The 13,395-nt window shown below is 41.4% G+C and carries 14 protein-coding genes and 1 pseudogene; 7 read left to right on the forward strand and 8 right to left on the reverse strand.

Translation table 11 applies throughout. From position 1 onward, the window contains the following. Window positions 1-28: 28 nt before the first annotated feature. The 3 genes from ACFE90_RS28415 to ACFE90_RS28425 all read right to left on the reverse strand — a co-directional run bounded on the left by ACFE90_RS28415 (window position 29) and on the right by ACFE90_RS28425 (window position 1,942). Window positions 29-520 carry a reverse transcriptase N-terminal domain-containing protein gene (locus ACFE90_RS28415; RefSeq protein WP_375505740.1) on the reverse strand — a complete coding sequence of 164 codons (492 nt, stop codon included), beginning with the start codon at window positions 518-520 and terminating at the stop codon, window positions 29-31. A gap of 554 nt (window positions 521-1,074) precedes the next feature. Next, entirely contained in the window at window positions 1,075-1,233 is a 159-nt protein-coding gene (locus ACFE90_RS28420) for a hypothetical protein (protein WP_375505741.1), read from the reverse strand. Between the two features lie 421 nt (window positions 1,234-1,654). Next, window positions 1,655-1,942, reverse strand: coding sequence for a hypothetical protein (locus ACFE90_RS28425; protein ID WP_375505742.1), 288 nt, complete (start codon window positions 1,940-1,942; stop codon window positions 1,655-1,657). A gap of 285 nt (window positions 1,943-2,227) precedes the next feature. Between ACFE90_RS28425 and ACFE90_RS28430 the strand changes: the two genes are divergently transcribed. From ACFE90_RS28430 to ACFE90_RS28440, 3 genes are all read left to right on the forward strand, one after another. After that, complete coding sequence (locus ACFE90_RS28430; RefSeq protein ID WP_375505743.1) at window positions 2,228-2,896, forward strand: hypothetical protein; 669 nt, start codon at window positions 2,228-2,230, stop codon at window positions 2,894-2,896. Between the two features lie 138 nt (window positions 2,897-3,034). Continuing rightward, window positions 3,035-3,715: an SDR family oxidoreductase gene (locus tag ACFE90_RS28435; RefSeq protein WP_375505744.1), complete on the forward strand. Its 681-nt coding sequence runs from the start codon at window positions 3,035-3,037 to the stop codon at window positions 3,713-3,715. Window positions 3,716-3,909: 194 nt separating this feature from the next. Then, window positions 3,910-4,179: a hypothetical protein gene (locus ACFE90_RS28440; protein ID WP_375505745.1), complete on the forward strand. Its 270-nt coding sequence runs from the start codon at window positions 3,910-3,912 to the stop codon at window positions 4,177-4,179. Window positions 4,180-4,583: 404 nt separating this feature from the next. On the opposite strand, the pseudogene ACFE90_RS28445 reads toward ACFE90_RS28440, so the two are convergent. Further along, window positions 4,584-5,039 (reverse strand): annotated as a pseudogene (locus ACFE90_RS28445) (DnaB-like helicase C-terminal domain-containing protein); the annotation flags it as partial. Window positions 5,040-5,238: 199 nt separating this feature from the next. Between ACFE90_RS28445 and ACFE90_RS28450 the strand changes: the two are divergent. Beyond that, window positions 5,239-5,388, forward strand: coding sequence for a DUF4351 domain-containing protein (locus ACFE90_RS28450; RefSeq protein ID WP_375505746.1), 150 nt, complete (start codon window positions 5,239-5,241; stop codon window positions 5,386-5,388). Here the strand turns inward: ACFE90_RS28450 and ACFE90_RS28455 are convergent. Next, window positions 5,385-6,284 carry an aspartoacylase gene (locus ACFE90_RS28455; protein WP_375505747.1) on the reverse strand — a complete coding sequence of 300 codons (900 nt, stop codon included), beginning with the start codon at window positions 6,282-6,284 and terminating at the stop codon, window positions 5,385-5,387. The genes ACFE90_RS28450 and ACFE90_RS28455 overlap by 4 nt on opposite strands. 198 nt (window positions 6,285-6,482) lie before the next feature. Here ACFE90_RS28455 and ACFE90_RS28460 point away from each other — a divergent pair, with 198 nt between their 5' ends. The 3 genes from ACFE90_RS28460 to ACFE90_RS28470 all read left to right on the forward strand — a co-directional run bounded on the left by ACFE90_RS28460 (window position 6,483) and on the right by ACFE90_RS28470 (window position 10,371). Next, entirely contained in the window at window positions 6,483-7,676 is a 1,194-nt protein-coding gene (locus ACFE90_RS28460; protein WP_375505748.1) for an AGE family epimerase/isomerase, read from the forward strand. Window positions 7,677-7,933: 257 nt separating this feature from the next. Next, window positions 7,934-8,521 carry a Uma2 family endonuclease gene (locus ACFE90_RS28465; RefSeq protein WP_375505753.1) on the forward strand — a complete coding sequence of 196 codons (588 nt, stop codon included), beginning with the start codon at window positions 7,934-7,936 and terminating at the stop codon, window positions 8,519-8,521. A gap of 452 nt (window positions 8,522-8,973) precedes the next feature. Then, window positions 8,974-10,371 (forward strand): serine/threonine protein kinase, encoded by a 1,398-nt coding sequence (locus ACFE90_RS28470; protein ID WP_375505749.1) that lies wholly within the window; start codon window positions 8,974-8,976, stop codon window positions 10,369-10,371. 185 nt (window positions 10,372-10,556) lie between these two features. Here ACFE90_RS28470 and ACFE90_RS28475 read toward each other — a convergent pair whose 3' ends face one another. From ACFE90_RS28475 to ACFE90_RS28485, 3 genes are all read right to left on the reverse strand, one after another. After that, window positions 10,557-11,243: a DUF4926 domain-containing protein gene (locus ACFE90_RS28475; protein ID WP_375505750.1), complete on the reverse strand. Its 687-nt coding sequence runs from the start codon at window positions 11,241-11,243 to the stop codon at window positions 10,557-10,559. 5 nt (window positions 11,244-11,248) lie between these two features. Further along, the gene (locus tag ACFE90_RS28480) at window positions 11,249-11,584 is read right to left on the reverse strand and encodes a DUF6883 domain-containing protein (protein WP_375505751.1); all 336 of its coding nucleotides are present in this window, start codon (window positions 11,582-11,584) and stop codon (window positions 11,249-11,251) included. Beyond that, on the reverse strand, window positions 11,581-13,395 hold a 1,815-nt coding region (locus ACFE90_RS28485), incomplete at its 5' end, for a COR domain-containing protein (protein ID WP_375505752.1). The genes ACFE90_RS28485 and ACFE90_RS28480, both read right to left, overlap by 4 nt.

Here is a 13,395-nt window from a genome sequence, read left to right on the forward strand (position 1 = left end):
AATCCTCTACCCATTTCAGGGTTAGTTTCTACCCAACGAATCGCACTCCTGGTCGAAAACCGTATGAATTCGGTTCAAATCGCGCTTCCCATTCTGGCTCAAGAGCAGATTTGGCAAGCCCTTGCAATGCTCGGTCGTACATAGTTGGTATGCCAAGTGGACGTTTCTCCGCTTTCCCTGGTTTGTCTATCCAGACTCTCCGGGTCGGTTTGGCTTGGCGATATACCTTTAACTGTTCGACTAGGGAGAAGCGTTGGCTTGGGGTCAGCATTTTGATGCCGTCTACTCCCGCCGTTTTCTTCCCTTTGTTATCTTGAGTTACCCTACGTACTGCGAGCATTCTTGCAGACCAGGATTTCATCAGGGTCTTTTGGAGTCTACGAACCGCTTTATACTCACCACGTTGTTCGGCTCGATGAATTCGTGTTTGCAGCTTAAATACACGTTTCTCTAGCTTACGCCAGTTGACCTGATTCCATTCCATCATCGAGGAAAATCCTCGTGCTTTAGACTTATTCACTGTTATTTACGACCTCATCTTTTCTTACACCGTGAGTCTGTCTGCATATCCTTCGGCTTTCCCGAGGGCGTTCGCTTCTGACTCAATCCTGCCTTTATATTGCTTGCGGCTAACTACCTACTCTGGCTATCGACCTTGCTAGAGAGCAAATATAAAGGTTACTTCGTTCCTAATAACCATTGTTACGGACTTTTAGGGTGGTACTCTTCACCGGAGATGTCGGTAGAATCAATTTGGAATTTACAACCCAAATTACCAATCTCGGTACCTTTTGGTTATGGTGTATCAGCCTGTTTCACCATTTGAGCAGTGACGATGATTCAAACGTACCTTCCTTTCGTACCCATGAGTCCTTGCCTACTATTACACCGATTTTTAGGCTATCAGTGCTTTCGCTTTCGACCCCGCTTTACCTATAGAGATTGTTAGTTTCTATACGTAGGGGTAGGGCTTTTACTCGGATTCCACGAGAACTGGGCTTTCACCAGTATGGTTATTAAGTTGTCAAGGTTTTCACCTTGCGGCTAATCCCCCTATCCTTTTGGGATTGGTTTCTAGCCAACGAATCGCACGTAAACGTCCACCCCGGCTGTAAAGTATTGAGTGTTCAATCCGGGGTCAAGTGCTGTAGATAATGTTGCCAAGATTGCTGCTAAGGTTCCCTTGCCACCTCGTTGAGTACCAGCGATCGCAATTACTTGGGAACTCATCATATCTTCTACTTTAAAACCACTTTTCGTTAAAGCAGCGATGAGTGCGTTTGCCTCATTAATTAGAGGGAGATTAATTATCGCGTCTGGTACAAGCCCATCACCTGATGACTGTCAGTAGACCGAAAACTTTTGCGATCGCTCTGTTAAGAATACCTATTTCAGTGGATTTTTGCGAAAAGCTAGTGCTTTTGAATACCATATAGCTTTGACTTAGTGCAAAGATAGTTTACAAAAATTGCTCAGGCGGTTGCCATAATATTGGTTTAACGAAGAGACAGAGGGACAGGCTGCACAAGAATGCATTCGGGACAACTTTTCTCCCTGAAGGGTTGCCTGTTCCTCAATCTCTAAGATTCGGATCGTGGATAATTGCAACCGCCTCAATGGTCAACCATCTGGGAATATAAATTGCCTGCTTTAATTAACTACAGAAATCATCAACGCGGATATCCCGCCAGATATTAGAAATCTGCCAGCCGGAATTGCCCACCGATTGTACTGGAGGGTTGTCAAGGAATGGAATATAGTCAGGAACTCTAGGCTCTAAAATCGCTACTGGTTTCTCCTCAACCACAGGGGCTGAAGAATTGATGGTACAGAAGAGAAGATTTTGGTCTTCGCCCTTTTCGATTTCCATCATTTCCTTCAAAGTCAGCTTCTCAGATTTTTTGATGATTTTCTTTGTACGTATCTCATTAGAAGTTTTCATTGGCTGTTCCCTCAAAGGCATTGGCTCAAAATTTGGATGAGTAAAGTTGGGAGAAGATGGGTATTAATAATTGCACGGAATTAACAAGGTACACCAAATCTATGGAAAATACGAGTCCCTTGCTGAAGAATTTATCAATATCTTACGTAAAAGCAGCACGAAAGATGTTTTAAGTAAATCAGCAAAGTGATTGAGCTAAGTTTCGTCAGTTTGATGGATGTCTCAGAGCGTTTGATATTGTGAGATTGTAAAGAAAGATTTTAATCCAAAACTCGCAAAGTATTTATGATCCAAATACCAATGATTCGCCAAATCCTATTAGATACCAAGACTGGATTGCTACCATATCTGAGTCAACAACTTCAAACACAGAGCTTTTCCCATTTTAAGGCTCAGTTTGGTTTTCATGTAAACGAGTATTGTACGGAAGTTGCCTCTAATGACAATTCTTCACAAATACAAACGAAACTTTTGTTCACTCTCAAGTTATCGATTGTTGTAGATAGTCAAACTCCCTCAGATGAGGCGATGTTACACGCTCTTGAGTTTCAAGAATTGCTAGATGCACAAATTATTAGATGGAGTCAGGACAACGAAAAATTGCTTAAACCAATCTCAGAAGTTAAAGGGGCGCTCAGTCAGATGTCAGAAATACCGTTCCACGGTGGCTATCTTCCAGGTTTTGAGATTACGAGGCAGTTTTCTCTAATTTATAGTGCTAGTACTACACAGTTAAGCCAGTCTACGGAGCAAACATTGGAGCCTCAATTTTCTTTGCATAGGCCAGGCGAACGCACTCCCCAAAGCGGACAGTACGAACTAATAAATTCTGATGGAGAAGGCACAGGACTAGAGGTAACATCAATTAGTGGGCATCCATTTCCTCCGACGAGTGAACCTGACCAATCATATAGGTTAGTTGATCCCACTCTTCACAAAAAGCCTAATAGGTAGCAATTAGCGTTGCTGCGTGCTAACGCATAGACATGGAACCTGACTGTGCATTTATTATTGGTTTACGTGTGCAGGCATTTTGGTAAAAATCGCTACCTACTATAAGTTTGCTGATGATACGTTGAATACCAGAATAATATGACTAAGCTCATCTTAATTACAGGCATAAGTAAAGGTCTAGGTTATGCGATGACTGAAGGTTTTATTCAACAGGGGCATACTGTTATTGGTTGCGCCCGTTCATCAGATGTGATCGAGAAAATACGCCAAAAGTTTAGTGCGCCCAATGATTTCACGTCTGTAGACGTAGCAAATGAACAGCTTGTAAAAAAATGGGCCCAAGACGTACTTCAAAAATATGCACCGCCAGATATAGTGATAAATAATGCGGCAATTATTAATTACTCAGCACCTTTGTGGGAAATACCATCCGAAGAATTTTCAGATCTTATAGATATCAATATAAAAGGAGTAGTGAATATAATTCGTCATTTTGTACCAGCAATGGTGAAAAATAAACGAGGCATTATTGTTAACTTTAGTTCTGGCTGGGGACGTTCGACTTGGGCCCAAGTTGCACCATATTGTGCATCTAAGTGGGCAATAGAAGGATTAACTCGTTCTTTGGCACAAGAATTGCCAACTGGTATGGCAGCTATACCCCTCAATCCGGGGATTATTCATACTGATATGCTTTCTATTAGCTTTGGAGAAGAAGCTGCTAATTATACATCCGTGTCCGATTGGGTATTGAAAGCTGTTCCATTTATTCTCAATTTAAAACCCAAAGATAACGGTATTCCCTTAACAATTTCATGAAATTGATCATGGTTGAATTGTTTTGACTGTATATTAACCAATACAACAGCGATGTCTACGACGGGCTGCGCCTACGCAATTGGCTCAATGTGTGACATGAATAATTGAGTTGCAAAACTGGGAGGTACGGAATAGCCGATAATTGATCCCGCCATAGCAGTTTCGTCGGAAAACTCGTACCAACCGGAAAACCTTTGCAAGATTGCAGCCCCCTGAATAGACAAGGATTTGACTGTACCATCAGGCAACCAGATATCAGCGAACTTACTACGGTTACAGCCCTTGTGATCGGTGAAATGCGATCGCCTCCGGCGGGCGCTCGCGCCATCGCAGAATGGTGTTACAAGCTAAATGTCCAGGTTTATATTTGGACTGTGAACGTCCCCCAACTCTTTCTATTAGCAGTGGTGTTGGCGCATTCCCGGCTAAAAATTTCTCCAATTGTTTGCAAAAATATGACATAATCTGCGCAGATTGGATCTATTGAAAGTTCAGTTTTAAGTACTGTAACTTCTGTATCTTTATCTGGTAACAACCATTTTGCAAACTCGGCTGGATACAATTCAGCTAAATACTTGGCAGTATTATCGTAACTCAATTTCTTTTACCCTTATTTCAATGAAGATTTAGTTCTTAGCAAGCTCAATGATTTTTTTACTTTGTCAATGGTCAGAAAATTCATCTTCATCATAATCTTCTCCTCCTTTTGGATTTAGACTAAAGCAACAGTACTTTTATAATTGTTATATCTTTTGGCTGATTCCATCGCTGGAGTGCTACTTGCATGAACACTTACAATGCTCAGGTTAACTCCTGTTATATTTAATATTGAGACTTAGCTAAGTTTTTAAACTGTCCAAATCGTTCATCAAATAATCTTATTAACAGTCGTCTCACTACTAAACCGACTTTTCAAAACTGAAACTTCAAAAATGCCTTTTTGGGTAATCTGTTTGTCGTAGTAATCTTCTCGATACAAACCCAACATGACAGCAGCTTCTTGTTCAAATCCTCCCGATTCTCGAAAATCAGCTTTTGTTGGACGCTTTTCGTAACGTGAATCAACTTCTCTTTTTAACTGCGCTAAACCCAAGACAGCACAATTGAATTGTTTAGCGATCGCCCTGAGTTGTTTCAAGATAGAGTCGATTTCTTGTACGCGGTTTTCGCCACCCCGCTTTTCTCTTAGTTCAATCAATTGCACATAGTCCACAATTACCAAACTGACTGACCCGCAACGAGCTTGTATATCTTGCAAATCACCCTTGATTTGTGAGGTGGTGATTGCAGGGTTGTCATTCAACCAAAATGGTAGCGCCATCGCGTCAGCATAAGCTTGAGCCGAATGGCACTAAGAAAAGCCGAAACGCTTGCGGTTTAAGCAGTTTGCAATTGTTTGTGTAATTCATGCCGTGGTTTAGTTTTTCCAAAATGTCTTTAACTGAAGAAATTTTTTCCCAATTACCGGGCAATGTTTTAGGAGGATTGCGCCAAGGTGATCGCATCCTCACATTTCCCAACAATTGACTAAGCGGCTTGGAGAACTGTCTGAGGAAATGCGCTTCTCAATTTCTGGTTTACCTTTCCCTGTTCTCGAAGAATTGAGCGATGCATTGCTTGATTTTACTACCTTGGCTGATTTGCAATTTTGGTTAGAAAGGCGAATCAATTAAACTACTTCTTGCTGCTTTTGACTTAGATACATCGCAATTCCTTTCTCGTAGTAAGCTGCTTCATTAATAAAAATAGGATAAACAGTAGACGCTCCCTCATATAAAATATCTTTTCCTGCAAAACTCAGAAACATTGGATCACCTGGATTCAGAGGTTCATAATCCCGAAACTGAAGCTGGGGATGAATCATGGCTTGAATCTCACCGCGTAGGCGCAGCCCGCCGTAGGCATCGCTTCTAGGATAATCGATAGTTCCAATGTATTGATAGAGTGTAAGCGTGCTGTTTCTCTGCGGAATATTACCTTGGTTGCAGCCTTCAAAATAGTCTAAAATTGCATAAATAAGCTGTTCTGTTTTCTGAAATAATTCGGCGTTTAAAATATTTTGAGCCACAGCACCAACTTCGATAACAAAACCCAACTCGCACAAAGAACGCAGAAAACCACCTTCTTTAGATTGTTGATTCACAAAAACTTTTACCATCGGATTTATCGAGCTTAAATAAGCGCCTAACCGAAGTAAGAAAGGATGCATATCACAAAAAATAAGACTTAACCCCATATTGGCAGTTGTGCTGTGCAAATCAACAATTACATCCACAAAGGGCTGATTTTGCGGTTGCAGTATCTGTTGGATTGCTTTTGCCCGCGTATCTTCATAACTTGAGAGTTGGGGATTTTTTAAGTCTTGATTCGTGAAGCAACGATTTAAATCTTTCTCAATGTATCGTTTGCCTTCTTCAATAGCCTTGAGATTGCCAAGTAATGCCAGAGTTTCAAAACTTGTTCTGTTGATTAAATTTGGATACTGCTGAAACTTTTTGACTAGATGTACTCCTGTTAACTCATTACCGTGGTTTCCTCCAACGATCGCAACTCGTTCAATCTGACTCATAACAACCTCATCTCTAAAAAACTACCCTACGGTTATTGAGAATGGTGCAAGATACAAGATAGAAGTACACCTGCTGCTGACTAAATCTTGTAAAAGGCTGACGCGATGTCTACGACGGGCTACGCCTACGCTCCATGTTAGAGCCAAAATATGATAACTGTTAAGCTGTTGGTTTTAGCACAAAAGGAGAGGAAATTTATGGAGTATAATTTTCAAGCGATGCCTGCGGCGGGCTACGCCTACGCTGAACTTTACAAAAACGCTCTCCTCAACGACGTACTCCCCTTTTGGGAAAAATATTCTCTCGATTGGCAGCAAGGCGGCTATTTCACCTGCCTCGATCGCAAAGGTAAAATTTATGATACAGACAAATTCATTTGGCTGCAAAACCGCCAGGTGTGGACTTTTTCCATGCTTTACAACCAGCTAGAAAAGCGCGAAAACTGGTTGAAAATTGCTAGCAATGGCGCTAATTTTCTCGCCCAACATGGCAGAGATAGTGATGGTAACTGGTACTTTGCCCTCACCCGTGAAGGGAAACCACTGGTTGAGCCTTACAACATCTTTTCTGACTGCTTTGCAGCGATGGCATTTAGTCAATATGCACTCGCTGGCGGCGAAGAATGGGCGAAGGATGTAGCAATGCAGGCTTATAACAACGTATTACGCCGCAAGGACAACCCCAAGGGCAAATATAATAAAACCTATCCCGGCACACGCCCCATGAAATCGTTGGCTGTACCAATGATTTTAGCCAACCTGACTCTAGAAATGGAATGGTTGCTACCAAAAGAAACACTAGAGAATGTCTTAGCTGAGACAGTCCGCGAAGTGATGAGCGATTTTCTCGACCAAGAACGGGGGTTAATGTACGAAAACGTTACCCCTGAAGCTTCTCACATAGATTCTTTTGAGGGAAGGCTAATTAACCCAGGCCACGGTATCGAAGCTATGTGGTTCATCATGGATATCGCGCGTCGCCAAAACGACACCCAAACTATTAACCAAGCCGTTGATGTGGTGCTAAATATCCTGAATTTTGCTTGGGATAGCGAGTACGGCGGATTGTATTACTTTATGGATGCAGATGGTCATCCCCCACAACAGTTGGAATGGGATCAAAAGCTGTGGTGGGTTCACCTAGAGTCTTTGGTTGCATTAGCGATGGGCTATCGCTTGAGTAGGCGTGAGGTGTGTTGGGAATGGTATCAAAAGATGCACGATTACGCCTGGTCACATTTTGCTGATTCAGAATACGGTGAATGGTTTGGCTATCTCAATCGACGTGGGGAAGTATTATTGAACCTTAAAGGTGGCAAATGGAAAGGATGTTTTCACGTACCGCGTGCATTGTACCTTTGTTGGCAACAATTTGAGGCGTTAAGTTCATAATAGGCAAATTGCGGTGCGATCGCTACTCCTTTGCAATAGACTTCTTACAAAAATTCATGTTCATAACCACAACTTAAGCTGTGGTAACAACGGCTTCAGTTGTAGTAACAACAGCTTTAAGGTTACTTATGAATGCTTCAGTTGTAGTAACAACAGCTTAAGTTATTGCGATGCCTGCGGCGGTAAACAACGCAGTCAGTTTAATCTCTGTTAGTGTACAAGTAAAAGTAGAATCAGTACCATTAGAAGGATGTCTCATGAATGCTGTGACACCTAAGCGATTTACGATCGCTGAATACCATCAATTGATTGAACTCGGATTTCTGACAGAGGGCAATCATATTGAATTGATTCGAGGAGAACTGATTCAAATGACAGCAAAGGGAACATCTCATACAGTTTGTAGTTCTATCCTGTGCCGTCAACTGGATCGGCTTTTAGGCGAGCGAGCAGTCATCCGTGGACAAGATCCTATCACGCTTCCTAATCAGAGTGAACCTGAGCCAGATGTTGTCATTGCACGAGGAAGAGATGAAGATTATCTCGCTCATCATCCCTATCCCGAAGATATTTTGTTAGTGATTGAAATTTCAGATAAAACTCTAGATTACGATCAAACAATCAAGCTGTCATTGTATGCAGAAGCCGGAATTTATCATTACTGGATTGTGAATTTGCCAGATAGTCAACTTGAGCGTCATAGCCAACCGTATCAAAATGCTCAAAATAAGTTTAGCTATCTTAGCAAGCAGATTTATTTATCTAACCAGTCAGTAGCGATTCCTGGATTTGAAGATGCATCATTAGACTTGAGTCGGTTGTTTCTAAAAGGTACTAGTGAATGATTTTGTTGGTACGATCAGGTAAATAAATGTTGTATTCTCCCAAATATTTTAAACGAATACGTTGATTAAAGATGCGTTTAAATACTGATGATTCAGGTTTTTTTTAGTTGATATTATATTAATATACCTGAGAAATCTGCTGTTACTATGCACCACATCCAACTAATTATATTGATTTTGGATTTGTTTCCAAATTACATGGGTTCGGACAAGCTATTAAGAATGCTAAAAATGCTTGATAATCATTTTAATGTAATTGACAGCCAGATAAGTGAAATAAAATCTCTCCTGTCTATGCCGTAAGCAAGCATTCCTTTGCGATCGCTCAGATAAGTATTATTAAGCCTGAAAATATTCTCCCTAATGCTTATTGCTAACTTAAGTAATCTTACAGTGGGACAGTAACAAACAGCAAAGCTATAAAAGCAACAAAGCTTTGGAGTCACGAGCAAATGACAAGTCAAGAATTGCCAGATTCTAACCAAGAAATCCTGTTAGCAAGGTATCAAGTGCAACAGGAACTAGGCAAAAAAGCCGGACGGCGGACGCTGCTAGCTCGTGACTTACAAACTCAAGAATTAGTAGTAGTCAAAATACTGTCCTTTGGTAATGAGTTTGAATGGAACGACCTCAAACTGTTTGAGCGGGAAGCTGAAACACTCAAAGCACTCTCCCACCCAGCTATTCCCCGCTACCTTGACTACTTCGAGCTAGATTCACCCAGCAACAGAGGATTTGCACTCGTACAAAATTATATCCCAGCCCAATCTCTAGAAACACAACTCAAAGCTGGGCGTAGTTTCAGTGAAGAAGAAGTTAAGGAATTAGCAAAAGCTATTCTAGAAATTCTCAAATATCTGCATAGCCGTCAACCGCCCGTGATTCATCGTGACATCAAGCCAAGCAATATTCTGTTGACAAATCGCTCTGGTAATAGTGTGGGTGAAGTCTACTTAGTAGATTTTGGTTCAGTGCAAACCATCGCCAGAAGAAGCAGCACAATTATCGTGATGGGAACTTACGGCTATGTACCACCAGAACAATTTAACGGTAGAGCTATTCCTGGTTCTGACCTTTACAGTTTAGGAGCAACTTTAATTTACTTGGTGACAGGTCAGCATCCAGCCGATTTACCACAAACCGACTTGCGGCTTGAATTTGAACCAGTAGCCAATATTAATCCTACTTTCAGCAGTTGGTTGAGAAGAATGACAGAACCGATTGCGAGTAAACGTTTGATTTCTACTGAAGACGCTTTGCAAGCCTTAAACAAACTAGGAAATACAGTTCAACTTCAGGATATACAAAGTAATTTACTCCCTAGAAAACCTTATGGCAGTAAAGTTTTATTAAATAAAAATACTAACTATTTAGAAATTATCATTCCCCCGGATGGCTTATTTAAAAGAAAAACTCTAATAAATTTAATATTATCTATACCAATTATGTTATTTATCCCTAATTTATCATTTTTTTTTGGAAATGCAAATATTTTTTCATTAGGAATTATTCTCATACTTTTATCATTTATAACTATGTTATTTATTTCTCTATTCATAGGTGTATTAGGTAAAAAGACGCTTTATATTAATAGTGAAAAGCTTTTCCTAATTTATGAATTGTTTGGAATTAAACGTCTTTATCCATCTCCGAGTCCCAGACAAAATATTGTACGTCTAGAACGGAGTAAGGATACATATAATCAACTTTCCTTGACAATCTGGGCAGGAACCAAAAAGTATGACATTTTAACTGGTGAATTTTATTTTTTTCCTGTCACTCCTCCAGAACTTGACTGGCTAGCTTATGAACTTAGCGATTGGCTAGGTTTACCAATTACTAAAGAGTAAATCACAAACTAAATTCTGCTGCACCATCCTCATCCACATCTGCATCCTTACCCGCGATCGCTAGTTCAATTTTCATCAAATCAAAGGCAGGAATCATCTCAAGCTATTGATACAAAACGATCGCTTGTTTGTTCTTTAATAGCTGTGAAGTTTGAATTTGCGATCGCCTCTGGAGTGAGAAAAGTCTATTTAACAGAGGGAAGCTTTAGTTCGATACCTACTTTATTACCTATATCTATAACATTGTTTGCAAAATCTGTTATACCTGCGATCGGGGCAGCGACTACAGTAGCAGCAGTTAGTAAAGCTACTAGACGCTTTTTGAGTTTGGGTAAATTGCGTTCTTTTTCTGGCTTTTGAATTTCTACTTCTACATCATCAATATCAATGATCATGTCGTCGCGGGTTTCTGGTGGGAATTGGGCGGCAGTTTGGCGCATGGTGCTGATGATTTGCATTAGTTCTGCTACGCTTGCGCCGCTTGTTTGATTAAGGTTGGTTACTGTGGCTTGGGCTTGGTTTTGAGCGACAATTCCAATAGTTGCATTTTTGAAGTCATTTTGGTTTTTATCACCTTGAATTTTATCACCTTGGATTTTATCACCCGCAACGTTATCGCCTTTGCCGAATTGATTAATGTTGTTAGACATAGTTCTTAGGGGTTTGTAATGGAGTTTTAGGAGTTGATGGGCTGGCAAGGCTTGTATGGCATAGGTTTGACCGTCATCATCGCTAAATTCTACTTCGTATATTTCGGGGGCGAGGATTTCGACGATGGTTCCTACTTGACCTGCAAGCAGGTTATATTCGGATAAGGGAGTTTTAAGAGCAACAATATCTAATAAATTAAGTTTGTTTGGGGTCGCAAGCATGGGCATCACCTCAAAATATAGCAACTAATGAGACGGGGAAAATCTTCGGTGGGGCGGACAATCCAAGTTGTGCGGATGTTAGCAGTGTTTTGGTTGCGGGTGATAGGGAAATCAACGATGTAGCGTTGACCATATTCATCTAACAGGCTGGGAATCGCTTCATAATTCTGAATCGCATCTTGGATTAGCAGTTGCAGAATTTCTGCATCATCGCTACCTAAATCTAGGATAGCGGCAAACAGTCTGGCCTTATGCTTTCCGCGATCGTGTTGGGAGTTGAGGCTATAGTTCCGCAGTTTGTTGGGATCGATAAACGCTAATTCAAAGTTGGGTAACTTCATCCAATTTTATCGCCTTCGACCCGATCGCCACCAAAATTATCGCCTTCTCCATGTTGGTTAAAGGTTTTAGAACGGCGATGATCATTAATGTTAACGGAAATATTGTAAGGACTATCTTCTGAGACTTCTACATCTAAGCCGATCTGTTTTCTTTGACGTATTCCAATGTCTTCGTAACCATCTAAAAGTTGACGCAGATCGAGTTTTAATTTTAGTTTGCCGATGGTGATTGTGCTTTCACCCATTGATTCAAGTCCAAGGAGTTCTTGGTAGTCGAGGGGCGGATGGTTGGGATAGTTGGGGACGGGAACCCATTCGGTGATTTCGAGGTTGGGGAGGGTGTTGTGGATTTTTTTGAAGACATCGCGGAGGATGCCGAGAAATAAGCGACGGGTTTCTTTGCGTCTGCTAATAGTGATGAAGATTTTTTTGTCTTCGGGATCGGCTTTGATCCGAGCGATGTTGTAGATTTCGTTGTTTTCTTGATATTGCAGCATTACGCCACTGCGCCAATAGATTTGGTTATGGATTTTTTCGTGGGTAATGACGATGAAGCGGGAGATGATGCTTTCGGGGAGAACTTTGTAATGGTATTGAAATTCCAGGGTTTCGCCGTGGAGTTCTGTTTCGTCTGGTTCGTCTTTAGGCAGAAGTCCCGCAATTAGAAATTGTGGTGGGTGACATTCTAGTGCAAAACAAAGCTCAAATTCTTTCATTAGCCCGATCAGATAGTCGTGACGCTTGGCGGGGTAGCGCTCTGGAGTGAGGATGCGGGTGAGATCGGCGAGGGTAAAAATGCCTTTGTGTTTAGTTTTGAGGGTTTCATCGCTCAGGAGCGCGTAAATGCCTTCTGTCACCCAGTTGGGTTTGAGGACGTTGGTATCTTTGAGGATGGGATGTTCGCGGAAGTTGAGAACTAAGCCAAGCCGATGGAGGAGATCGATGAGTTGATCTTGGTTTTGTTCTTCGGGAATATTGTTTTCGTGGCAGATGCCGATGTAGCGATTGTAGCTGATGAAGTCTTGGGGCATGGATTCGAGTTGTTGTTTAACTTCAAACCATGTCAGGGGTAGAAGATCGTAGACTTCTTTGAGGTTGCCGACTTGCTGGAAAATGGCGGTGCGAAGTTCATCAATGCCGATATTGTCTTGGCAGGAGGTTTCGATAATCGCTTGGATGTTAGAATATTTTTCGCGTAATGCCTTGCGGTTGATGTCGAGGGGTTGTTCGTCTTTTTTGTTGCCAACGATAATCACGGGGGACTCTCCGCCGAAGCTTTCGATTAGTTTGAGCCAATATTCGATGCGGTTTTCTTCTTCGCTGGTGCGACAATTACAGACTAAGAGATAGAGGCTGCGCTTAGTCAGAAAAAACTGATGAGTGGCATGATAAATTTCCTGTCCGCCAAAGTCCCAAACATTGAGGCGGATGTCTTTACTATTGACCTGCACGTTCCAAGTTTCCACATTGAGTCCGTCGGTTTGGGGTTGTTTTTCATCATATTCATTGCGGATTAGTCGCTTGATGAGGGATGTTTTGCCGACGCTGCCTTGTCCGATGAGCAACAGTTTGGCTTCGTGTAATGGTCGAGTTTCACTTGTGCTAATTTGCCTCAAGTAATTCAAAATCTCTTTTACATCTTTTGAATTAAGAATTTCTAATGGAATATTGGTAATTGAATTGTTATAAAGGTAAAGCACCACCAGATTGGTTAATTTAGCTAGCGCCTCTGGGATCTCGGTTATTTGGTTGTCACTGAGGTCAAGCTGGGTCAGATTGGTTAATTTACCAATTTCCACAGGTAACTTAGT

Origin of the sequence: uncultured Nostoc sp. (genome assembly GCF_964245445.1) — a bacterium.
Taxonomy (GTDB): Bacteria; Cyanobacteriota; Cyanobacteriia; order Cyanobacteriales; family Nostocaceae; genus Nostoc.